At 66.7% G+C, this 22,803-nt stretch carries 20 protein-coding genes; 9 read left to right on the top strand and 11 right to left on the bottom strand.

The window, feature by feature from the left end; all coding sequences use genetic code 11:
- Window positions 1–15: 15 nt before the first annotated feature.
- Window positions 16–960 carry a FecR family protein gene (locus VG556_RS10465; protein WP_100450219.1) on the bottom strand — a complete coding sequence of 315 codons (945 nt, stop codon included), beginning with the start codon at window positions 958–960 and terminating at the stop codon, window positions 16–18.
- A complete protein-coding gene (locus VG556_RS10470) occupies window positions 957–1,475 on the bottom strand; it encodes a sigma-70 family RNA polymerase sigma factor (protein WP_100450218.1) in 519 nt (172 codons plus the stop codon). The genes VG556_RS10465 and VG556_RS10470 overlap by 4 nt, the downstream gene beginning before the upstream one ends.
- A gap of 150 nt (window positions 1,476–1,625) precedes the next feature.
- Between VG556_RS10470 and VG556_RS10475 the strand changes: the two genes are divergently transcribed.
- Window positions 1,626–2,006, top strand: coding sequence for a VOC family protein (locus tag VG556_RS10475; RefSeq protein ID WP_046431075.1), 381 nt, complete (start codon window positions 1,626–1,628; stop codon window positions 2,004–2,006).
- A gap of 183 nt (window positions 2,007–2,189) precedes the next feature.
- The gene (gene betT / locus VG556_RS10480) at window positions 2,190–4,169 is read left to right on the top strand and encodes a choline BCCT transporter BetT (protein WP_049407437.1); all 1,980 of its coding nucleotides are present in this window, start codon (window positions 2,190–2,192) and stop codon (window positions 4,167–4,169) included.
- A gap of 66 nt (window positions 4,170–4,235) precedes the next feature.
- On the opposite strand, the gene VG556_RS10485 is transcribed toward betT, so the two are convergent.
- Together VG556_RS10485 and VG556_RS10490 are read right to left on the bottom strand one after the other, a co-directional pair.
- Window positions 4,236–6,863, bottom strand: coding sequence for a TonB-dependent receptor (locus VG556_RS10485; protein WP_100450217.1), 2,628 nt, complete (start codon window positions 6,861–6,863; stop codon window positions 4,236–4,238).
- Between the two features lie 201 nt (window positions 6,864–7,064).
- Entirely contained in the window at window positions 7,065–8,042 is a 978-nt protein-coding gene (locus VG556_RS10490; protein WP_075077108.1) for a zinc-binding dehydrogenase, read from the bottom strand.
- Between the two features lie 433 nt (window positions 8,043–8,475).
- Between VG556_RS10490 and VG556_RS10495 the strand changes: the two genes are divergently transcribed.
- From VG556_RS10495 to VG556_RS10510, 4 genes are all read left to right on the top strand, one after another.
- Window positions 8,476–10,839 (top strand): ribonucleoside-diphosphate reductase subunit alpha, encoded by a 2,364-nt coding sequence (locus VG556_RS10495; RefSeq protein ID WP_046431067.1) that lies wholly within the window; start codon window positions 8,476–8,478, stop codon window positions 10,837–10,839.
- Between the two features lie 110 nt (window positions 10,840–10,949).
- Window positions 10,950–11,990, top strand: coding sequence for a ribonucleotide-diphosphate reductase subunit beta (locus tag VG556_RS10500; RefSeq protein ID WP_008267116.1), 1,041 nt, complete (start codon window positions 10,950–10,952; stop codon window positions 11,988–11,990).
- Between the two features lie 13 nt (window positions 11,991–12,003).
- Entirely contained in the window at window positions 12,004–12,483 is a 480-nt protein-coding gene (locus tag VG556_RS10505) for a flavodoxin (RefSeq protein WP_181452934.1), read from the top strand.
- Window positions 12,455–12,781 (top strand): thioredoxin family protein, encoded by a 327-nt coding sequence (locus VG556_RS10510; protein WP_005409967.1) that lies wholly within the window; start codon window positions 12,455–12,457, stop codon window positions 12,779–12,781. The genes VG556_RS10505 and VG556_RS10510 overlap by 29 nt, the downstream gene beginning before the upstream one ends.
- Window positions 12,782–12,868: 87 nt before the next feature.
- On the opposite strand, the gene VG556_RS10515 is transcribed toward VG556_RS10510, so the two are convergent.
- On the bottom strand, window positions 12,869–14,200 hold the full coding sequence (locus VG556_RS10515; protein WP_111144222.1) for an Nramp family divalent metal transporter: 1,332 nt from the start codon (window positions 14,198–14,200) through the stop codon (window positions 12,869–12,871).
- 117 nt (window positions 14,201–14,317) lie between these two features.
- Here VG556_RS10515 and mntR point away from each other — a divergent pair, with 117 nt between their 5' ends.
- Complete coding sequence (mntR, locus tag VG556_RS10520) at window positions 14,318–14,788, top strand: manganese-binding transcriptional regulator MntR (protein WP_014647435.1); 471 nt, start codon at window positions 14,318–14,320, stop codon at window positions 14,786–14,788.
- A 114-nt stretch (window positions 14,789–14,902) separates the two neighbouring features.
- Here mntR and VG556_RS10525 read toward each other — a convergent pair whose 3' ends face one another.
- The 3 genes from VG556_RS10525 to fabR all read right to left on the bottom strand — a co-directional run bounded on the left by VG556_RS10525 (window position 14,903) and on the right by fabR (window position 18,525).
- On the bottom strand, window positions 14,903–15,451 hold the full coding sequence (locus VG556_RS10525) for a thioredoxin-like domain-containing protein (RefSeq protein WP_100450215.1): 549 nt from the start codon (window positions 15,449–15,451) through the stop codon (window positions 14,903–14,905).
- Window positions 15,441–17,600 (bottom strand): TonB-dependent receptor plug domain-containing protein, encoded by a 2,160-nt coding sequence (locus tag VG556_RS10530; protein ID WP_100450214.1) that lies wholly within the window; start codon window positions 17,598–17,600, stop codon window positions 15,441–15,443. Before VG556_RS10530 ends, VG556_RS10525 begins: the two co-directional genes overlap by 11 nt.
- A gap of 268 nt (window positions 17,601–17,868) precedes the next feature.
- Window positions 17,869–18,525 (bottom strand): HTH-type transcriptional repressor FabR, encoded by a 657-nt coding sequence (fabR, locus tag VG556_RS10535; RefSeq protein ID WP_014647432.1) that lies wholly within the window; start codon window positions 18,523–18,525, stop codon window positions 17,869–17,871.
- Window positions 18,526–18,617: 92 nt separating this feature from the next.
- On the opposite strand from fabR, the gene VG556_RS10540 reads away from it, so the two are divergent.
- Together VG556_RS10540 and VG556_RS10545 are read left to right on the top strand one after the other, a co-directional pair.
- Window positions 18,618–19,688, top strand: a complete 1,071-nt coding sequence (locus tag VG556_RS10540; RefSeq protein ID WP_181452933.1) for a ferredoxin reductase — start codon at window positions 18,618–18,620, stop codon at window positions 19,686–19,688.
- Window positions 19,689–19,699: 11 nt separating this feature from the next.
- Window positions 19,700–20,848 (top strand): fatty acid desaturase family protein, encoded by a 1,149-nt coding sequence (locus VG556_RS10545; RefSeq protein WP_005413710.1) that lies wholly within the window; start codon window positions 19,700–19,702, stop codon window positions 20,846–20,848.
- 5 nt (window positions 20,849–20,853) lie between these two features.
- On the opposite strand, the gene VG556_RS10550 is transcribed toward VG556_RS10545, so the two are convergent.
- From VG556_RS10550 to VG556_RS10560, 3 genes are read right to left on the bottom strand one after another with little or no spacing between them, the layout of a single operon-like run.
- Window positions 20,854–21,189, bottom strand: a complete 336-nt coding sequence (locus VG556_RS10550; RefSeq protein WP_014647429.1) for a tetratricopeptide repeat protein — start codon at window positions 21,187–21,189, stop codon at window positions 20,854–20,856.
- Complete coding sequence (locus VG556_RS10555) at window positions 21,186–21,764, bottom strand: flavin reductase family protein (protein ID WP_032962524.1); 579 nt, start codon at window positions 21,762–21,764, stop codon at window positions 21,186–21,188. Before VG556_RS10555 ends, VG556_RS10550 begins: the two co-directional genes overlap by 4 nt.
- Window positions 21,761–22,390, bottom strand: coding sequence for a superoxide dismutase (locus VG556_RS10560; RefSeq protein WP_049407456.1), 630 nt, complete (start codon window positions 22,388–22,390; stop codon window positions 21,761–21,763). The genes VG556_RS10555 and VG556_RS10560 overlap by 4 nt, the downstream gene beginning before the upstream one ends.
- Between the last annotated feature and the right edge of the window lie 413 nt (window positions 22,391–22,803).

Genomic DNA, 22,803 nt, shown 5'->3' on the forward strand with positions numbered 1-22,803 from the left:
AAGGGAACCGTCACTTCAGATCGGGCGCACGACGGTCCACCATGGCCAGCGCTGCTCGATGCGGATCGGCAGGGCGCGCGCCAGCAGTTTCAGCGCCTGCAGGCTGTCCAGGCGCGGCAGTATCGCGGTCACATTCAATGCGGCGAGCGCCGGATCGCAGCCCAGATAGCCTCGGTGGTGGCGGGCCAGTTCGTCGATCACCCGGATCAGCGGCGCGTCCTGCACCTGCAGGCGTCCGTCCTGCCAGTCGCCGCGCAGTGGATCCGCACTGAGCGTTGAGAGCCCGCCCATCGGGCCGATCCGCACCGCGCCTCCCGCAGCCACATCGAGCGCGTCGCCGAACTGCGGCAGGCAGCGCACCGCTCCTTCGAACACATCCAATCGGCTGCCCTCTGCCTCGCGCCCGACCGCAAAACGGGTGCCGATCGGCTGCAGGCGTGCGCCCGGCACATGCACGGTCAACGTCAGGCCGGTGAATGCACGGTGGTGGCCGGTCTGCAGCAGCAGCTCACCACGCAGCAGATGCAGGGCGCGGCGACCGTTGCCAATCTCGATGGCAACGTCGCTGTCGGCGTTGAGCCAGAGTTGACTGCCATCGGCCAACGTCCAATGACCGGTGCGCCCGGCAGCAGTGCGTTGGGTCTGCAGGCCGCGTTGTTCGCGCAGCCCATGCAGGCCGAGCAGGGAAACAGCGCCGATGCCCAGGGCGCCGCCGAGAGTGCGAAGCGCGCGGCGGCGACGGCGGCCGGCAGCATCGAGCGCCGTTGCCGCCGCCGGTGCCGACAAGGGAGCAAAGGACTGCCAGACCGACTCGACCCGGCGCCACGCATCGGCATGACGGGTATCGGCGTGCAGCCAGGCGCGCCATCGCTGCTGGTCGCCGTCACTCCAGCCTTGCTGGCGCAGCGCGAACCACTCTGCCGCCTGCTCCAGCGCCGGGCCCGCCAGGGCGGCGTTCATGCCGTGGCATCGCCGGACAGGCGCAGGCAATGCAGCATCGCCTGCGCCATGTACTTCTTGACCATGCGCTCGGACACGCCCAGCTGTTGGCCGATCTCCGCATAGTCCAGGCCAGACAGCCGTGCCAGCAGGAACGCACGGCGTGGGCGTTCGGCCAGGCCGTACAGCATCTCGGCGATGGCATGCAGCAGCTGCAGTGCCTGCGCGCGCTCCTCAGCAGACGGGTGCACCGGCTCCGGTTGCGCAGCCAGTGCGACCAGGTAGGCGCGCTCCAGGTCCGCGCGCTGCCAGTGGTTGACCAGCAGGGCGTGCGCGATGGTGCTGAGATAAGCGCGCGGCAGGCGCAGTTCGGATGGATCGACGCGACGGCTGAGCAGGCGCAGGAACGTATCCTGGGTCAGGTCGGCAGCGCAGTCGACGTTGTGGGTGCGGCGGCGCAGCCAGCCCAGCAGCCAGCCATGGTGTTCGCGGTAGAACCCCGCCAGCGCGGTGCTGGAGGCGGCGGGCACAGCCATCAGTATTGGCCATTAATGAGAATGATTCCCATTATAGGGTGATCGAATGGCGCGCGACAAACGTTGCGCGGGGAGCAGCGTTTGTCGCGCGCTCATTTGCGGTGCCCGCCGCGCTCGCCGACACTGCGGCTTTCCACAAGGAGTGCCCGCATGTTCAGCCACATCACCGTTGGAACGAACGACATGGACGTCGCGCATCGCTTCTACGATGCCCTGTTCGCCGCGATGGGGGCACGTCCGGGTGTGTTCGACGAAAAGGGTCGGCTGCTGTACTTCAAGGATGGGCGGATGTTCGGCGTGACCGCGCCGATCGATGGGCAGCCAGCGTGCCATGCCAACGGCGGCACCATCGGTTTCAGTCTGGGCAGTGCAGAGGCCGTGCGTGCCTGGCAGGAAGCTGGCGTGGCTCACGGTGGCACCGCAATCGAAGATCCGCCCGGCGTCCGCAACATGTCCGGTCGGCAGGTGTTTCTGGCCTATCTGCGTGACCCGGATGGCAACAAGCTGTGTGCGGTGCATGTAATGTCGTGATCGGACAGGACGCGCGTGGCCGCGGCGCGGACCGCGCGGGCAAGGTTGCGCTCCGGCGCGCGCGTGATAACACGGAATGGTGGGCCGGGCCTGTGACCACAGGCCGCAACTTCATGCTCTGTCCACTGCGGTTCAGCCAGAATCGGTCGGCTAACCCATTGATCTACCGGAGAACGCCGCCCCATGGATGTACTGGAGCCGCAACAATCCCCGGTGCGCACCCTTCGGCCTGTGTTCGCCTTCGCGGCGATCGTTGTCGTGGCGTTCGCGCTGTTCGTCAGCCTGTTTCCGCTCGGTGCGGGCCGCCTGCTGGTCAAGGCGCAGGACTGGGCCGCACTCAATGTCGGCTGGTACTACCTGCTGGCGATGACCCTGTACCTGGTGTTCGTGGTCGGTGTGGCGCTGTCCAAGTATGGTGGCATCAAGCTCGGCGCCGACCATGATGAGCCGGAGTTCAGCTATCTTTCCTGGGCCGGCATGCTGTTCGCCGCCGGCATCAGCATCACCCTGTTCTTCTTCTGCGTCTCCGAACCGCTGACCCACTACCTGCAGCCGCCGCAGGGCGAACCGGCGGCGGGCGAGGCCGGGGCGCGCCAGGCCATGCAGCTGCTCTTCCTGCACTGGGGCCTGCATGGCTGGGGCGTGTTCGCACTCGCAGCGATGGCGATGGCCTACTTCGCCTATCGCCACAACCTGCCGCTGGCGCTGCGCTCGGCGCTGTATCCGCTGATCGGCAAGCGCATCAACGGGCCGATCGGCTACACCGTGGACGCGCTGGGCATTGTCGCCACCGTATTCGGCATCGGCGCCGACATGGGCTTCGGCGTGCTGCACCTCAACGCGGGCCTGTCGCACCTGTTCAACATCCCGCACTCCAACCTGGTGCAGATCATCCTGGTGGTCAGCATGATGGGCGCGGCGGTGGCCGTGGCGGTTTCAGGCGTGGAGAAGGGCGTGCGCTGGATGGCCAACATCAACATGCTGCTGGCGATCGCGCTGGTGCTGTTCATGCTGTGCGCCGGCCCCACCCAGTACCTGCTGAGTACGCTGATGCAGAACCTGGGCGACTACCTGGGCAGCGTGGTCGGCAAGAGTTTCGATGTGTACGCCTATGGCGGCCGGCCGGAATGGCTGGGCGGCTGGACGGTGTTCTACTGGGCCTGGTGGATCGGCTGGGCGCCGTTCGTCGGCCTGTTCATCGCGCGCATCTCGCGTGGCCGCACCATCCGCGAATTCGTGTTCGGCGTGCTGCTGATCCCGCTGGGCTTCACCCTGGCCTGGCTGTCGATCTTCGGCAACAGCGCGCTGGACCAGGTCCTGCACCACGGCCAGCAGCAGTTGGCACAGCTGGCGGTGGATGATCCACCGACGGTGCTGTATGCACTGCTGGATGGCTACCCGTGGAGCCGCACGGTGATCGCGGTGACGGTGCTGGTCAGCTTCATTTTCTTTGTGACCTCGGCCGACTCGGGGGCGGTGGTGTTGTCCACGCTGTCCTCGCATGGCGGTGCACCGGAGGATGATGGTCCGCGTTGGCTGCGTGTGTTCTGGGGCACGGTGATCGCCGTACTGACCGCCGGGCTGCTGCTGGCTGGGAGCATCGATGCGCTCAAATCTGCGGTGGTGCTGGCGTCGCTGCCGTTCTCGGCGGTGCTGCTGCTGATGATGTGGGGGCTGACCCGCGCCTTCAGTGACGAATCGCACCGCAAGCGCGCGCTGCAGTACCGGCCCTCGCCGCTGATCGGCGACGACCGCCACCACCAGGGCTGGCGCCAGCGCCTGAGCCAGGCCATGCATTTCCCGGTGCGCGACCAGGTCTACCGCTTCATGGACGACACGGTGAAGCCAGCGATGGAAGCGGTGGCCGAACAGCTGCGCGGGCAGGGCTGGGATGTGGCCACGCGCTTCGAGGCCGGCGACATGGAGCTGACGGTCAATCACGGCGAGCAGCAGGACTTCCTGTACCGGGTGATCCTGAGTGGCTACCTGACCCCGTCGTTCGCGGCCCAGCAGCTGCGCAACCAGCGCTACTACCGCGCCGAGGTGCACTTGTTCGAAGGCAGCCAGGACTACGACCTGGTGGGCTACAGCCGCAAGCAGATCATCAACGACATCATCAGCCAGTACGAACGGCACCTGCAGTTCCTGCACCTGAGCCGGTGATGGTAGTGCCGGCCGCTGGCCGGCAACGCGAACGGGGCGGCCCATCACCGCCGCCCCGTTGGCGCATCAGAACCGGTAGCGCGCCCCCAGCGAAATGAACTGCCCGCGCAGGTTGTACTGGCTGATGTCGAAACCGTTGGAGCCACCGGCCGGGTCGAACGGCGGGTCCTTGTCGGTCAGGTTCAGCACCGACAGCGACAGCGTGGTGTTGGGAATCCCTTCGTACGCCACGTACAGGTCCAGCTGGTGATACGGCTTGATGCGATCACGCAGGCCGGGGTTGCTGGTCGCTGTCGCCACGCGCTGGTCGTAGCCGCTCACGTACTGCAGGCTCAGCGTGCTGCTCCAGTCGCCCACTGCCCAGTTCAACGAGGTGGTGCCGCGGGTGCGCGGCAGTGCGCCGTGGCGGTTGTTGCCGGCCCCTTCATACGGTGCCTGGCCGGCCACCAGCGGCTGCTTGAAGCTGAGCAGGTGGGTCCAGCTGCCGGCAACGGTGAAGTTGCCCCAGCCTTCGGTGCGGAAGGTGCGGTTGGCTTCCAGATCCAGACCCGAGGTGGTCAGCTCGCCCTGGTTGGCGTACTGGTTGGTGATGAACTGGATGCGCCCCTGTGCATCACGCTGCACGCGTCCGGGGAACAGTGTCGGGTTGTCGACGATGAACTGCGCGCTGTCCGGCTTGACCAGGTTGTCCTGCTCGATGCGGTACCAGTCCAGGCCGATGCTGGTATCGCCATTGGGCGACCACACCGCGCCCACGTTGAAGTTGCGCGAGCGTTCGGCCTTCAGGTCCGGATTGCCGGTGCGGATGTTGGTCACGCCACGGCTGCCACCGGGCTGCAGCGGGTCCAGCGGATCGATCACCGAGCCGTAGCTGACGGTCTGGCCCGGCGCGATCTCCGGCAGCGAAGGTGCGCGGAAGCCACGCGAGAACGAACCACGCAGCAGCAGGCTGTCCAGCGGCTGCCAGCGCAGCGCCACCTTCGGCGAGAACGCGTTGCCGAAGTCGTCATAGTGGTCGCCGCGACCGGCCACCTGCAGCTCCAGGGTGCGATGCAGCGGCACGCTCAGTTCGGCGTAGGCGGCGCTGACCTGGCGCTCGCCGTTGACCACGTTGATGGCCGGGCGCAGCTCGGTGCCCGACAGCACCTGCGCACTGGTGCGCGCGTCCAGTGATTCCTTGCGGAACTCGGCACCCCAGGCGAAGCCGACCGCACCGGCCGGCAGCTCCCACAGCGAGGTCGAGGCCTTCACGTTCAACGCGTGCAGCTTGTACCAGCCCGGTCGCTTGGTCTGCAGGCGCAGTGCATCCAGCGCGCCCGGCGTGCTGGACGGGTTGAGGAAGTTGTAACTGCCATCGCGCAGGATCTGTTCGAACGCGTAGCGGTTGACGAAGTTGTCGACGTACTCGCGCTGCGCGCTCTGCGAAGTCAGCGCCGCCACTTCCCAGTCCCAGCGCTCGCCACTGCCGCGCACGCCGGCCAGTGCACGGTAGAACACCTGGGTGTTGTCCTTCAGGCGCGGGCCGATGTCGAAGAAGGTGTACTCGAACGGCAGCGGCGTGCTGCCCGGGTTGTTCGGGTGGCCGACCGGCAGCACCGCCGGCACGTCGATCAGGGTGCCGGTGGCCGGGTTGTAGGCACGCAGGCCCGGGCCAACGGTCAGCGGCGCACTGAAGATCTGGTCGGCCTTGTTGTGGCTGTACAGCACGTCGGCGAACGCTTCGACGCTGTCATTGAAGCGGTAGGTCGCACTCAACGACGCCTGCAGGCGCTCGGCGCCGGGCTGCAGGGTCTTGAACGGCTGCGCGTTGAAGGCGCAGGCCTGGCCGGGCAGGGTGCTGCCGAAGTCGCTGTACGGGCGCAGCTGGCTGCCGTCGGGGCAGTTGGCGAACGGCTGCGGCGCGCGTGGGTTGGACAGCCAGTTGCCACCGGCGGTGGACCAACCGGCCAGGCGGCCGCCGGGCTTGTCGCGGAAATCGCCGCTGCGGGTGTAGGCACGCTGGTCGGCGTCGAGGCGATCACGCTTGAGCAGGTCCAGCCCGAACAGCACGTTCCAGCCCTGCTGTTCGAGGTCACCGAAGCCAGCCAGCAGGTTGGCCTTGCGCTCGTTCAGGCCGCCCTGGGTGGCGGTACCGAAGCCGCCGCCGACTTCCACGCCCTGGAAGTTCCTGCGCAGGATGATGTTGATGACGCCGGCGATGGCGTCGGAGCCGTACACCGCCGAGGCGCCATCCTTCAGCACTTCAATGCGTTCCACCGCGCTGATCGGCAGCGCGTTGAGGTCGACGAAGGTGTCCTGCGTGTTGAGCGCGAAGCCGAAGTTGGACACGCGATAGCCGTTGACCAGCACCAGCGTGTTCTTCGGCGACAGGCCGCGCAGGCCGATCGATGCAGAACCGGCGGCGAAGCTGCCGGTGTACTGCTCGTCGAAACTGTTGCCGGCATTGGCCGACAGGTTGCGCAGCACGTCGGTGAGGGTGGAGCGGCCGGTCTGCTCGATCTGTTCGCGGCTGACGATCTGCACCGGATTCGGCCCGGCGGTGTCGCTGCGCTTGATGTTGGAGCCGGTCACCAGCACGGCGCCGAGGGTGGTGCTGTCCTTGCCGGTATCGGCGGATTCAGCGGCGCCGGCAGCGCCGGCGGTGAGGCCCAGCGCGATCGCGCCGGCAAGCAGGTTCAGGGTGGTGCGGTACATGGAAGCGACAACGCAGAACGGGGGAGGAGCCGTCAGTACCGCACGCAGGCACGTGCGCCTTCCAATGACGAAAGCGCATTCAGTTATACATCACAGGTTCTTAACGAACCGACTCGGTGGGTGCGGACCGTTGGTCCGCACTCCTCCCGGGGGTCAGATCCCTTTCCAGCGGAAAGGGATCTGACCCCGGTTGTCCTACCCTCAAGGCCGCAGCAGCACCTTGCCATTGCGGCCAGAACCGGCGCCCGCCTTCGCCGCCTGGGCGATGTCGTCCAGTGCGAAGATCTTCTCCACCGGCAGGGTCAGTTCGCCGCTGGCCGCACGCTTCAGCAGCTCGCCGACCAGCCGGCGCTTGTCCTCCACCGCCATCGCCTGGCTGACTTTGCTGCCCCAGAAGCCCTTCACCGTGGCCTCCTTGTAGATCAGGCCACCGGCGGGAATGCGCATCGGCTCGCCGCTCATCACCCCGAACGACACCAGGGTGCCGTGGTGGCCGAGCAGGTCGACCAGGTCACCGCTGGCGTCGCCGCCGATGGAATCCACCGCGGCCGCGGCCTGTGCTTCGCCAGTCGCTTCACGCACGCGATCCTTCCAACCCTCCACCGAGGTGTCGAACACATGATCGATACCCAGCGCCTGCAACTGCGCGACGGCATCGGCATTGCGCACCAGGTTGGCCACATGCACGCCACGCGCCCGCGCCAGCATCGCCAGCGACTTGCCCACCGCGCCATTGGCGGTGTTCTGCACGATCCACTGGCCTGCTTCGACGTGCAGGAATTCCAGCAGCATCAGCGCGCTCAGCGGCATGGCGATCAGCTGCGCGGCCATTTCGTCGGGGATCGCCTCGGGCATCGGAATCACCATGCGTGCCGGTGCAATGAACGCTTCGGCCCAGGTGCCATGCACCGAGGCGGCGGCAACCCGCTGGCCGATCTGCAGGCCGTCGACGCCTTCGCCGAGTGCGTCGACCACGCCCAATGCTTCACTGCCACCGATCGCCGGCAGTGTCGGCTTGTAGCCGTAGAGGCCGCGCACGGTCAGCAGGTCGTGATTGTGGATCGAGGCCAGCACGGTGCGGATGCGCACCTCGCCCGGGCCGGGCTCGGGGAGGGTGGCATCGGCAATGGCGAGGACGTCGGCCGGGTTGCCGAAGGAAGGGTACTGGGCAGCGCGCATGGGCGGTGTTCCGCGGAAAGTTGATGTTGTACCGAACTGGGGACGCAGGCGCTGTCGACAAGGCGCCGCAGGTGCAACACGGCATCCTGCGACTGATCGTCGCGGCATGTCGTGATTGCCGCATCTTGTGTTGACGGTTCCGATTATCCCCACTATGTTGTGGTCGTCACTCCCGGTCAGCCGCCGCCGCCGGACACGCAGCAAACGTCCCGCGGCCCGCCCCTGAAGGCTTGCCGTGTCGACGCGGCCGCCATCGTGCGGACCCAGATCGCCCCCACGGCCCGGATACCGGCCGCAGGCGCAGGCTGTTGCCGACGATCTGGTGTTCCCGCGCTTTGGCATCCCACCCCGACCGCCCCGTGCGCCGGTATCGCGTGCAGGGCCGCCATGGCATCGACCGCCAACGCGCGTGCGAGCCTGGAGCTTCACCACCATGACCGACAGTACCTTCCGCGTGGCCGATCTGGCCGGCGCTGGCGACGCCTTGCGCGCCGGTGGCGAGCGCGTGCCGACCTGGATCACCAAGGAGGCCGGCAACCGCCGCCTGCCATTCGACGCCGGGCGACTGCAGCGCAGTATCGATGCGGTGCACGCCGAGTTCCCGCAGCTGGATGTGAGCGACTACCGCCGCGTGGTGCAGGCAATGGTCGAGCGCAAGCCCAGCATCAGCGCCGATGACCTGGTCGATCTGCTGATCCGCGAGGCCGAATCGCGCGTGGACCTGGTCGCGCCGGAGTGGGAGCAGTTTGCCGCGCGCATCTACCTGCGCCGCCTGTACAAGCGTGCCAGCCGCAACCGCTTCTACGATGTCGGCCTGAAGTACGGCTCCTACGTGGGCCTGCAGGAAAGCCTGGCTGACCGCGGGATCTACAGCAACGACATCCTGCGCTGCTACTCGAAGGAAGAACTGCAGCAGGCCGGCGGGATGATCGACCCGGAACGCGACCGCCTGTTCGCCTACAACGGCCTGTACCTGCTGGCCACGCGCTATCTGGCCAGCGACCGCAGCCGCGAGGTCTATGAGCTGCCGCAGGAGCGTTGGCTGACCATCGCGCTGTACCTCATGCAGGAAGAAAAGCCGCGCGAGCGGCGCATGCAGCTGGTCGGCGAGGCGTACTGGGCGCTGTCCAACCTGTACATGACGGTGGCCACGCCGACCCTGGCCAACGCCGGCAAGGTCGGGGGGCAACTGTCCAGCTGCTTCATCGACACGGTGGACGACAGCCTGCAGGGCATCTATGACTCCAATACCGACATCGCCCGCGTGTCCAAGCACGGCGGCGGCGTGGGTGCCTATCTGGGCTATGTGCGCAGCAGCGGCGCGCCGATACGGGGCGTGCCCAATTCCTCCGGCGGCGTGGTGCCGTGGATCAAGCAGCTCAACAACACCGCAGTGTCGGTCGACCAGCTTGGCCAGCGCAAGGGCGCGGTGGCGGTGTACCTGGACATCTGGCACCGCGACATCGAAGCCTTCATGGACCTGCGCCTCAACAACGGCGACCAGCGCCTGCGCGCGCATGATGTGTTCACCTCGGTGTGCGTGCCGGACCTGTTCATGGAAGCAGTCGAACGCCGTGCCGACTGGTACCTGTTCGACCCGCACGAGGTGAAGCAGGCCAAGGGCTGGTACCTGCAGGACTTCTACGACGAGAAGCGCGGCGCGGGCAGCTTCCGCGACCGCTACGCCGAACTGGTGGCCGACGAGCGCATCAGCCGGCGCACGGTGAAGGCGATCGATCTTTTCAAGCGGATCATGCTCAGCCAGCTGGAGACCGGCAACCCGTTCCTGTTCTACCGCGACGAGGTCAACCGCCGTAACCCGAACAAGCACGCCGGCATGATCTATTCCAGCAACCTGTGCACCGAGATCCTGCAGAACATGAGCCCGACGCGGATGATCCAGGAGATCGTCAGCGGCGACCAGATCGTCACCACACGCCGCGCCGGCGACTTCGTGGTCTGCAACCTGTCTTCGATCAACCTCGGCCGCGCGATCCATGCGCCGGATGACCTGCTGGCCACCGATGTGCTGGAGCGCCTGATCCCGATCCAGGTGCGCATGCTGGACAACGTGATCGACCTCAACGCACTGCCGGTGCCGCAGGCCACGATCACCAACCGCAAGTACCGCGCCATCGGACTGGGCACGTTCGGTTGGCACCACCTGCTGGCGCAGCAGGCGATCCAGTGGGATTCACCGGATGCCGAACAACTGGCCGACCGCCTGTATGAGCGCATCAATTTCCTGACCATCCAGGCCAGCGCGCAACTGGCGAAGGAAAAGGGCAGCTATCCGATGTTCACCGGCAGCGATTGGCACAACGGGCGTTACTTCCGTGACCGCGACTACACTGGCGCCGCATGGGACAGCCTGGCGCGCGAGGTCGCCACGCACGGCCTGCGCAACGGCTGGCTGCTGGCGGTGGCGCCGAACATGAGCACCGCGCAGATTGCCGGTTCCACCGCATCGATCGACCCGATCTACAGCGCGTTCTACTACGAGGAAAAAAAGGACTTCCGGCGGCCGGTGGCAGCGCCGGGGTTGTCGCTGGAAACCTGGCCGTACTACGAGAAGGGGGCGTACAAGGTCGACCAGTTCGCCAGCGTGCGCCAGAACGCGCGTCGCCAGCGCCATGTTGATCAGTCGATCAGCTTCAACCTGTACGTGCCCAGCACGATCCGCGCCAGCACCCTGCTGGAGCTGCACCTGAGCGCCTGGCGCGAGGGCCTGAAGACCACCTACTACGTGCGCTCCAACGACATCGACATCAGCGAATGCGAGTGGTGCGCCAGCTGACCGCTGCGGCCCCTGTAGCGCCGAGCCCACGCTCGGCTCCGACGCGAGGAGCAGCCGAGCATGGGCTCGGCTCTACATCTGCAACGCACGTAATACGAAGGTAGACGACCATGGCAACCCCCCTCGACCGCATCAAGATCCTCGAACCGCGCCATCCCAACCGCAGCACCGGCATCATCAACGGCCGCACTAGCGGGATACTGAACTGGAATGACATCCCGTACCCGTCGTTCTATCGGGCCTACAAGGAGCTGTCGACCAACTTCTGGATCCCCGACGAGGTCGACATGAAGGCCGATGCGCGCCAGTACGGCGAGCTGTCCGGGCGCGAAAAGAACGCCTACGACTCGATCATCGGCCTGCTGGCCACGCTCGACTCACCGCAGACGCGCTTCATCTACAACGTGGCCGAGTACATCACCGACCCGGCCGCGCATGCCAATGCCGCGATCATCGGCCAGCAGGAAGTGATCCACAACGAGAGTTACAGCTATGTGCTGGCCTCGATCACCGACCTGCCGAACCAGAACCGCGTATTTGAACTGGCGCGCACCCATCCGACCATCATCAAGCGCAACGCGCCGATCATGGGCGCGTATGACGACTTCATGCGCGAGAAGACCGCCGAGACCCTGTTGAAGTCGCTGATCCAGTCCTCGATCCTGGAGGGCATCAACTTCTATTCCGGATTTGCGTACTTCTACAACATGGTGCGGCAGAACCGCATGACCGGCACCGGCAAGATCATCAGTTTCATCAACCGCGATGAACTGGCCCATACCAAGTTCATCAGCGAGCTGATCCGCGCCATCATCGGCGAGAACCCGGAGCTGCAGACCAACGAGCTGACCGCCTATGTGCACCAGGCGTTCGAGCACGCCATCGAACTGGAAACCCAGTGGTCATCGGAAGTACTGGACGGCATCGATGGCATCGATGTGGAGGAAATGACGCGCTACGTGAAGTACCGCGCCAACAAGATGGCCGGCATGCTCGGCATCGAGCGCCTGTACAGCGACACCACCGACAACGTGATGCCGTGGATCAAGGCCTACGCTGACAACTTCACCGAGACCAAGACCGACTTCTTCGAGATGCGCAATGCAAGTTACAAGAAGACCAACGTCGACAACGGCTTCGACGACCTCTGAGTCCGGCACGGCGCTGAGCATCCTGCTGGTGGTGGCCTCACTGAGCGGCAACACCCGCGAGCTTGGCCGGCAGATTGCCGAGCGTTGCCGCGCTGCAGGCCATGCCGTGCACTGGCGGGAGGCCGACGACCTGCAGCAGGCGCCGTCCCTGGCGGCCGACGAGGCCGACCTGGTGCTGCTGGGCTGCTGGACCGACAACGCCGGCCGCACGCCTTCGGAGATGAAGGCATGGGTGGCTGGCATCGCCGAGCGCGGCGAGCGGCCGCGGCAGCTGGCGGTGTTCGGTACCGGCGAGACACAGTGGGGGCAGGAGTACTACTGCGGTGCTGTGCACCGGCTGATCCGCTACTTCCACAGCGACTATCCGCCGCTGGAGATCGAACAGATGCCGCATGGCGAGCGCCATGCCGCGGCCATCGAGGCTTGGACCGATGCGGTCCTGGCCCATTACTGGAGCAACAGCGATGCAGATCATCGACGCCACCACGCCTGAGCAGTTCCAGCAGCTGCTGGCCGAACACCCGCGCGTACTGGTGGACTTCCACAAGGACCAGTGCCCGGGGTGCCGGATGCTGGAGATGTCGCTGCACCGGGTGGCCAACAGCGTCGCGGGGCAGGGCACCACGCTGCTGCGCGTGCAGCTGGAGGTGCTGGGCGAGGCGTTCTTCAGGGAACTGGGACTGCGGCAGACGCCGACGCTCTCGCTGTTCCGTGACGGGGACGAACGTACCCGCCTGGCAGGGTTCCAGTCGCCGCAGCAGATCGAGGCCGCGATTGCGTTGCATTTGTAGAGCCGAGCCATGCTCGGCTGCTGTTCGTGCGGTGTGCGATGAGTCGAGCATGGCTCGACTCTACACAGGCGTCCCTGGTACTTCGCGCTATGCGCCGTTGAGGGTGTCCACCAGCAGCTTCACGTTCAACACCACGATGACCAGCGCGATCACCCAGGCGATCGCGCCCAGCCAGCGCGGTGCGACCAGCGCGCCCATCGTCACCTTGTCGGTCACGATCCGTACCAGCGGGATGATCGCGAACGGCAACTGCATCGACAGCACCACCTGGCTCAGCACCAGCAGCTTCACCGCGCCCTGGTCGCCGAACAGCAGGATCACCACCACCACCGGGATGATGGCCAGCGCACGCGTGATCAGCCGACGCAGCCACGGCGGCATTCGCAGGTGCAGGAAGCCTTCCATCACGATCTGGCCGGCCAGCGTGGCGGTCACCGTCGAATTCAGGCCCGAGGCCAGCAGGGCCACCGCGAACAACGTCGCCGCTGCGCCCACACCCAGCATCGGTGCCAGCAGCTGGTGCGCCTGCTCGATGTCTTCCACATCAAATCGGCCATTGGCATGGAACACCGCCGCCGCCAGGATCAGGATGCTGGCGTTGATGAACAGCGCCAGGGTCAGCGCGAGCGTGCTGTCGGTGACCGCCCAGCGCAGCGCACTGCGGCGGCCTTCATCGGTACGCGGGTAGGCGCGGGTCTGCACGATGGACGAATGCAGGTACAGGTTGTGCGGCATCACGGTGGCACCAATGATGCCGATCGCGATGTACAGCGCGTTCGGATCGGTCACCACCTGCGCGCGCGGAATGAAGCCGCCCAGCACCGCCATCACCGGCGGCGCAGCCATCGCGATCTGCACCACGAAGCAGGCGAAGATCACCATCAGCAGCGCGATCACGAAAGCTTCCAGCGCACGGAAGCCGCGGTTCATCAGCAGCAGCACCAGCAGCGTGTCCAGCGCGGTGATCACCGCACCCCACAGCAGTGGCAGATCGAACAGCAGTTTCAGTGCGATGGCGGTGCCGATCACCTCGGCCAGGTCGCAGGCGATGATCGCCGCCTCGCACAGCGCCCACAGCGCCAGGTTCACCGGCTTGGGGTAACGCGCGCGGCAGGCCTGCGCCAGGTCCATGCCGGTGGCGATGCCGAGCCGCGCCGACAGCGCCTGCAGGATCACCGCCATCAGGTTGGAGACGAGGATGACCGACAGCAGCAGGTAGCCGAAGCGCGAGCCGCCGGCGAGGTCAGTGGCCCAGTTGCCAGGGTCCATGTGGCCGACCGAGATCATGTAGCCCGGGCCGAGGAAGGCCAGCAGGCGGAACCACCAATGGCCCCTGTCGGGCACCGCGACCGAGGCGTTGAGCGCACCCAGGCTGGCCGGAGTGGAGGCCGAAGGGTCGCTGGGCGCCAAGGTATTCATGGGTCCAAATATAGCTCCTGCTATAGTCATTAGCAATGTGAAACAATCGTCTTTATCGTGTGACTGGTCCAGAATTCAGGTTCAACACCGGATTGCACCGGAAGGACAGGCGCAGGCGTGGGCAAGACCGACGATTCGACATCGCTGAAAAGCACCCCCTTGATCGAGGCCGAGCGCCAGGTCGAGAGCTTCCGGCAAGTGCGCGAGGCGCACCGGATGGAGCTGGTGGAGGACTATGTCGAGCTGATTTCGGACCTGCTGGCCGACGGCGGCGAGGCCCGCCAGGTCGACATTGCCACCCGACTGGGCGTGGCCCAGCCCACCGTGGCGAAGATGCTGCGGCGCTTGGCCCGTGATGGCTGGGTGGTACAGCGGCCGTACCGTGGCGTGTTCCTGACCCCGGAAGGCGAAGCGCTGGCCCACGCCAGCCGCCAGCGCCACCAGACCGTGGAGCGTTTCCTGCTGGCGCTGGGCGTGGACGCGGATACCGCGCGGCGCGATGCCGAGGGCATCGAGCACCATGTGAGCGAGCAGACGCTGGCATTGTTCGAAGCCTTCGTGCGCAAGGCCGAGGGCGAGGCGCCGTAACGGTAGCGCCGGGCCATGGCCTCCGGCCGTTCGCGCGATCCCGGTTTTTGTAGAGCCGAGCCATGCTCGGCTGCCGTTCGCACGGTGATCGAATGCGTCGAGCGTGGCTTGACTCTACAGATCGGGCGGGCAGCGCGCCTGCTGCTGCGCACACGCCCGTTTCATCCATTCCTTCAACACCGGCTGCAGGCCTTGATAGCGCCGGCCTTGCCAGCCGTTGGCCAGCACCGTGCCGTCGGCATCGATCAGTACCAGGTTCGGCGGTGCCAGCCCGGCCAATGCCTGCAGCGCCGGCATGCGCGCGGCGCGGCGCGGGTCCAGCACCGGCCACGGCATGTCCTGCGTGTGCATGTAGCGGCGCAATGCAGCGTCGCTCTCATCCAGGCTGACGTACACCACTTCGGTATCGGCGCCGGCCTCGCGCAACGCGTCGCGTACGCTGCGCAAGGTGGGTACGAAGGCATGGCAGGGCGCGCACCAGTCGGCACCGAAGTACAGCGCCACCAGCTTCGGCGGCGGTGTCCACTGCATCGGCCGCAGCGAGCGCTGTTCCGGCCGCATCAGCGAAGCCGAGACCTGCGCGTGCAGGTCCGCAGCCACCGTCGGTGCGGCCGGCAGCGCGGCACAGGCCAGCACCAACGCTCTCAGCGCTTCAGAACGCATAGCGCAGGTTGACGTACCACGAACGCGCGAAGCGCGGCCCGTAGACATAGTCGCTGTCACGCAGCGCGCCCACTTCCAGATCCTTCTGGCGCTGATCGAACACGTTCTTGACGCCCGCGGCCACCGACACTTCCTGCTGCGCCTGTGCGCCCAGGTGACGGTGCCAGCGCGCCCCGAGATCGGTGACCAGGAACGAACGCGTGCGGTGCAGTTCGCCCAACCGGTTGTTCAGCACCGACATCGGCCCGGTATGGCGCAGCGCGACGAAGGTTTCCCACGGTTCGGCCGGCATCCAGCTGAGCTGGGCCAGGCCGGTCCAGCGCGGAGTCTTCAGGTAGTCGCGGCTTTCGATCACGGTGTCGCCACCGTCGCCGCTGTCGTCGAAGACGCGCTGCGGCTCGCGGTAGCGCGAGCGGTACCACGAGGCACCGGCGGTCAGGCGCCACTGCAGCGACGGCTGCCAGCCGAGGTTGGTTTCCGCACCCAGCACGTCCGAGCCGGAGGCGTTGTAACGCAGCTGGCTCAGCTGGCCGTCATCGCCGCGCTGGATCTCGCCCAGCGCGAAGGTATCGCGGATGCGTGCATAGGAGGCGGTAGCATCCCAGCTCCACACCGGATTGGCCGGGTCCGAGCGCCAGTCGAAGCCGAACAGGGTGGTCAACGCGCGCTCTTCCTTCAGGCCATCGGTATTGCGCACGCGTACCTGTTCGCCACCGAGCGTATCGACGTGCACATCCTCAACGAAGATCTCCGGAGCACGGAAGCCGGTGGCGATGCCCGCCCGCCATTTCAGGTTCGGTGTAGCCTGCCAGGCCAGCGCGATGCGCGGCGAGAACACCGCGTTGTCCAGTTCCGAGCTCTTGTCCACGCGTGCACCCAGCACCAGGTCGACGTTGTCGCGCAGGCTCCATTCGTCCTGGATGAACGCGCCCAGGTTGTGGAAGGTCGCATCCTCCAGCACCGCAAGACGCTGCCCGTCACCGGTGCGGTTGTCGTCGCGCAGCGCCTCGTGCTTGTACTGCACACCGAAGGCCAGCGCATGCGCGCCCAGCCGCCAGTTCAACTGGCTGTCGATGTAGTGCAGCGGGTTGTGGGTGCGGCCGTACTGGCGCCACGAACGCGAGGCCGCGCTGCCGGCCACGTTGCGGTCCAGCTGCGACGGGTCATAGCCGGGTGCGGACGGATCGGTGACTACGTCGCCGAGACCGCCGTAGAAGCTGTCGCGGTCGATGTCGGCGAAGGCGTAGGCCAGGCGGAAATCGACGTCGGCAGTGATCTCCTGGTCCCACGACACACTGCCGCGCCGGTATTTCGTATCCAGCGATTCGGCGATGTTGGCCAGGTATTCGGGCTGGTCCAGGCGGTTGCCGCCGCGGCGGGTTTCATCGGTCACCTGCAGGTCCAGGCGCAGCCGCGTGCCCGGCGTGGGCGCGTACCAGGCCTGCAGCCCGCCGACCTTGAGGTTCTTGCGGGTGATCTCGGTGTAGCCGTCACCGTTGTAGTCGATGCCGTTGTTCCAGTTGCGCTGGGCAATCACGGACAGGCCGGCGTCTACTTCCTTGGCCACCAGGTCCAGCCGCACGTCGGCGTTCTTCTGCGGCGTACCTTCCAGGACACCCACGCCGGCCTGCACATGGCCACCACTGCGCGCCGGCAGCGGCGGAATCAGGTTGATCACACCGGCAACCGCACCCGGGCCGTACAGCGCCGAGCCACCGCCCTTGACCACTTCGATGCGGTCGACGAACCCGGCCGGGATCTGTTCCAGGCCGTACACGCTGCCCAGCGTGGACAGCAGCGGGATGCCATCGAACAGCAGCTGGTTGTAGGCACCGGGCAGGCCCAGCAGCTGCACTTCGCTGGTGTTGCAGTTCTGGCAGTTGCTCTCCACGCGCAGGCCGTTGATCAGCTCGGCGGCGCGCGAGAAGTCGGTGGCCGCGCGCAGCGCGATGTCTTCCTTGCGCAGCACCTCGGTGCGGATCGGCACGTCCGACAGCAGGCGTTCGCTGCGCGTGGCGGTGCTCACCTTGACCTGCACACGGTCCAGTTCGGTCGGTTTCGGAGTGGCGGCCAGTGCAGGCAGCGGCAGGGTCAGGGCAATGGCGGCGGCCAGGGGCAGCCGATGGAAGAGGGGCGTGGCAACGGGCATGAGGGCGTCGTCCTTGGGGAAAGAAAGGCGGCGAGGGCGACCTGGCTGACGCATATGAAAGCAGTGGCTTATTAATATAGCAAGTGCTATATAAGGAAGCCGCAGTCATTCCGAGCGGAACGCCGACCGAGCCAGATCATGGCCGTGTTATAACATTACATTTGGCAGCCGCAACCCTGCCTGTGGTCATGCACGGAGGTTGGTGTTGCTGTGTGGTTGGGGTCAGAGCCCTTTCCCCTAGAAAGGGATCCGACCCCGGGGGCGATCGTCAGCCGCGGCGGAACGCGGCGGGCGTGCGGGCGCCGACGATGATCATGCGGATCATCGTGGAGATCTCTTCGATCAGCTCCGGGTCCTTCTCCGGCGGCAGGTCCATGGCGGTGGCACCCATCGCGAACACCAGCCGGGTGATGGCCTTGGCCACCAGTTCCGGGGCATGCAGCACGGCGCCGTCCAGCGCGGCCAGGCGCACCAGGTCGTGCTGCAGCTCTTCCTCGAAATAGTGCAGCTCACGTTCGACCGCGTGCTTGAAGTCGTCCGAACCCACCGCGCCTTCGCGCAGCAGTACGTGCAGCAGCTTGTCGTCGGCGCGCAGCTGTTCCATGAAGGTCTCCACCGAAACCCGCACCACGCTGGTGGCGGTGGAGGTGGCACGCTGGCGGGCCTCGCCGATGATGGTCCGCAGCGAACGGCCGGCGGCGTCGATCAGCGCCACGGCCAGTTCGTCCATGTCGCGGAACTGCCGGTAGAAGCTGTTCGGCGCGATGCCGGCCTCACGTGCCACTTCGCGCAGGCTGAGCGTGGACAGGCTGCGGTGCGGCCCGATCAGTTTCAGGGCGGCGGCCAGCAGGTCCTCGCGGCTCACCGTACGGCGGGCCGGGCTGTTGGCATCTTCAGGCGTCGACAAGGCGGTGGCGGCGGCCATGGGGGTTCCGGTGGGGCGAGGCTGAATCATACCCAATCCGGTTCAATATACACATGTATACACAGGTGTATGTGCGCCCGTATAGTTCGCCCATGAGCGCTGTCGTCCGTCCGTCCCTGTTCTCTCCGTACCGCTGGGTCTCGCCGTCGCTGTTCGATTTCTGGGCAGGCCAGCTCAATCCCCTGTGGACCCTGCGCGAGCCGGTGGCCCGCCTGATCCGGCGAGAGCCGGCCGGCGAGGGCGCGGCGACCCTGGTCCTGCGCACCAACCGGCACTGGGCCGGCATGCGCGCCGGCCAGCACGTCACCCTGGGCGTGGAGATTGAAGGGCGCCTGTGGCAGCGCAGCTACAGCCCCACCGCACTGGGTCGGCGCGAGCTGGCGATCACCGTCAAGGCGATCGACGGCGGCCTCGTCAGCCAGCACCTGGTCAACCACGCGCAGCCGGGCGAACTGTTCCGCCTCGATGCCGCCTTCGGCGAGTTCCACATGCCGGCTGCGGCGCCGGTGTTGCTGCTGGCTGCCGGCAGTGGCATCACGCCGATGCGCAGCCTGTTGCGCGACGCCTGCCAGCGCCCGCTGGCAGCGCCGGTGGACCTGTTCTACTGGGAACGCAGCGCCGCCCACCTGCAGTTCCGTGATGAGCTGCAGGCGTTGGCCGCCAGCCAGCCGAACCTGCGTGTGCACCTGCTGACCACCCGCGAAGGGGATGTGCCCGCCGCACGTATCGATGCCCACGACCTGCAGGTGGCGGGCGATGACACCCCGTTGGCGCAGCGCCATGTGCTGGCCTGCGGCCCGGACGGCTTCGTTGCCGCCGCCCGCGAACGCCTGGCGCACCAGGTCGCCGGTTTCCAGGCGGAAGCGTTCACTCCTCCCGCACCGCTGCGTGACGCCAGCAGTGAAGGGGAGGTCGTGCTGACGCTGGCGCGCAGTGGCCGCCAGCTGAGCGTGCCGCGTGGCAGCTCGCTGCTGGAAAGCCTGGAAGCCCATGGCATCAAGCCCAGGCATGGCTGCCGCATGGGCATCTGCAACACCTGCAGCTGTGACCGCGTCAGTGGCGCCACTCGCCACCTGCGCACCGGCGACCTGCAGTCCGAATCGGCGCAGCCGGTACGGATCTGCGTGAGCGCACCGACCACCGACCTGACCCTGGATCTCTGAGGACGCCTGCCATGACCCGCGCTACCGACCGTGCCCTGAGTACTGCCGAGATGCATGCCTTCGGTGAGGAACTCGACGCGATCCGCGACCGTGTGATCGGCAGCCTCGGCGCCTCCGATACCCGCTACATCCGCCGCGTGGCCGCCGCCGTGCGCTGGTTTGGCGTGGGGGGCCGTGGCCTGCTGTTCCTGGCGGCGTTCTCGCCGCTGTTCTGGATGCCGCTGCTGTGGCCGGCCGCGATCACCGGCACGCTGCTGCTGGCGCTGTCGAAGATCCTGGAGAACATGGAGCTGGGCCACAACGTCATGCACGGCCAGTTCGACTGGACCGGTGACCCCAAGCTCAACGGCAATACCTATGAGTGGGACATCGTTGCCACTGCCGACAACTGGCGCAAGACCCACAATTTCCGCCACCACACCTATACCAACGTGCGTGGCATGGACGATGACATCGGTTATGGCCTGCTGCGCATCTTCCCGGAGCAGCGCTGGAAGCCGTTCTACCTGCTGCAGCCGATCATCGCGCCGATCTTCGCGCTGCTGTTCCAGTGGGGCGTGGCCGCGCAGGACCTGCGCCTGGGCCGCTGGCTGAAGGGCCGCATCAGCGGCCGTGCGATGTGGATGCAGACCCGCCCGGTGGCGCGGAAAATGGCCCGCCAGGTGCTGAAGGACTACGTGTTCTTCCCCCTGCTGGCCGGCCCGTTCTTCCTCACCGTGATGCTGGGCAACATGGTGGCCAACGGACTGCGCAACATCTGGACCTACGTGATTATCTTCTGCGGCCACTTCACCGCCGAATCGGAAACCTTCCCGAAGGAATGCCTGCGCAATGAATCGCGCGGCCACTGGTACCTGCGCCAGCTGCGCGGTTCATCCAACATCAGCGGCGGCTTCCTGATCAACGTGCTGTCGGGCAATCTCAGCCACCAGATCGAGCATCACTTCTATCCGGACCTGCCGGCCAACCGCTATGCGGCCATTGCCAAGGAAGTGAAGGACATCTGCCGTCGCTACGGCCAGCACTACAACAACGGCTCGCTGCCGCGCCAGTTCGGCCAGGTGGTCTGGCGCATCCTGCGCCACGCGTTCCCGAGCAAGCCGCGCCGCCTGCCGATGTCGGACATCATGTCCGCACCGGCATCGGCCAACGCGGGCTGATCAACTCAGCCCGCTTTCGCCGGCTCCGCCTGCTCGCGGTCCAGGCGGCGCAGGAACACCTGCATTTCCTTGCGTGCCTGCTGGTCGCCCTTGCTGCCGGCCACGCTCAATCCGCGCTGCCAGGCTTCGCGCGCCGCCTGCGGCTGGCCACTGGCCAGCCAGGCCTTGCCCAGCAGCTTCCACGCCGCCGAGTACTGCGGATCAAGCACCACGCAACGGCCCAGATGGGTGGCCGCGCGCACCGGGTTGCCGGCATCCAGCCAGCCCTTGCCCAGGCCGAAGCGCAGCAGCGCGCCATCCTTGCCGGCGGCGAGCATGCATTCCAGAGCTTCGATGTTCATCCGCGCACCTCCACCAGCAGTTCGGCCGGGCCGGGCTGGAAGCGGCCGCGATGGAACAGCAGCGGCGCGCCGCCGTTCTCGTGCACGTCGATGATGCGGCCGGCCAGCAGCAGGTGATCGCCCACCGGCCACTGTGCGTGGCGGGTACAGGTGAGATGGGCGACCGCACCGGCGATGCGGGGTGGGGCGTCCTCGTCGTCATCCAGCAATGCCAGGCCGTCGAAGCGATTGCGGACCTGCGGATCGGCGAAGCGCCGGGCCAGCGCTTCCTGGTCGGCCGCCAGCACGCTGATTGCAAAGCGGGTGGCGCGCTGGAAGGTGGACAGGCTCTGCGCGTGCAACGCCAGGTTCCACAGCACCAGCGGTGGCTGCAGCGAGACCGGTACGAACGAGTTGATGGTCAGGCCGACCGGCTTGCCCTGTGCATCGCGCGCGCAGACGATGGCCACGCCGGTCGGGAAATGGCCGAGCAGCCGCCGCAGGGCACGCGGCGGCATCTCGACCGACGGCACCGGCGCCGGTGCGGGGAAGACCCCCGCCCACGGCCCGGCGTACGGCACTGTCTCGCCGCTCATGAGGCCCGGGCCTGGCGGTAGCGCCGGCCGACCTCGGCCCAGTTGATGATGTTGAAGAACGCACCGATGTAGTCCGGGCGACGATTCTGGTAGTGCAGGTAGTAGGCGTGTTCCCAGACGTCCAGCGCGAGGATCGGGGTATTGCCGGACAGGCCGACGGTTGCACCCATCAGCGGGCTGTCCTGGTTGGCGCTGCTTTCGACCTGCAGGCGGCCGTCGCGGTCACTGGTCAGCCAGGCCCAGCCGCTGCCGAAACGGGTCTGCGCGGCCTTGCTGAAGGCGTCCTTGAAGGCATCGAAGCTGCCCAGGTCACGGTCGATGGCGGTGGCCAGTTCCTCATCGGGTGCACCACCGTCGGTGCTGAGCACGGTCCAGAACAGGCTGTGATTGGCGTGGCCACCGCCGTTGTTGCGGACCGCGCCACGCTGCGCCTCGGGCACGGCACCGAGGTTGGCGATCAGCGCCTCGACCGGCTGCTCGGCGATGCCGGCCTGCTCGATGGCGGCATTGAGGTTGTTGACGTAGGCCTGGTGGTGCTTGCTGTGATGGATCTCCATCGTGCGCGCATCGAAGTGTGGCTCAAGGGCGTCGTAGGCGTAGGGGAGCGGGGGAAGCGAGTACGACATCGAAGCAATCTCCGTGGGGAAGGCCAGGGGCTGGCCGTGGGGAGATTGTTATCGCACCTCAACATTGGTTGAGGTCAAGGGGCGGGATTGAAATGCGTGCGCGTTCGTCGCCCTGATTCTTCCTGGCAGGCAGGGGCTGATGGGTCAGCGCAGGACACGCCGTGAACCCATCCATGGGGGCTCGATGGCGCCATCCGTGGCGCCAACGGTCCTGCGCTGACCCATCAGCCCCTGCAGGACAGCTCCCTGCGCTGGCGCGGAGACGGAGTCAAAGGCAGGAGCAGGAGCGGCACTACCAGAACCCGCTTTTCGAATCCTCACCGGCGCGCTGTTGCGCTGCCCGCGCTCGCAGGAAACCGTCGGGTGGCGGGGGAAGGGGCTGGCCGGGACCGTTGGCGCCATGGATTGCGCCA

The sequence above is a fragment of the Stenotrophomonas sp. CASM106 genome (genome assembly GCF_049384825.1).
In the GTDB taxonomy this organism is placed as follows: domain Bacteria; phylum Pseudomonadota; class Gammaproteobacteria; order Xanthomonadales; family Xanthomonadaceae; genus Stenotrophomonas; species Stenotrophomonas muris.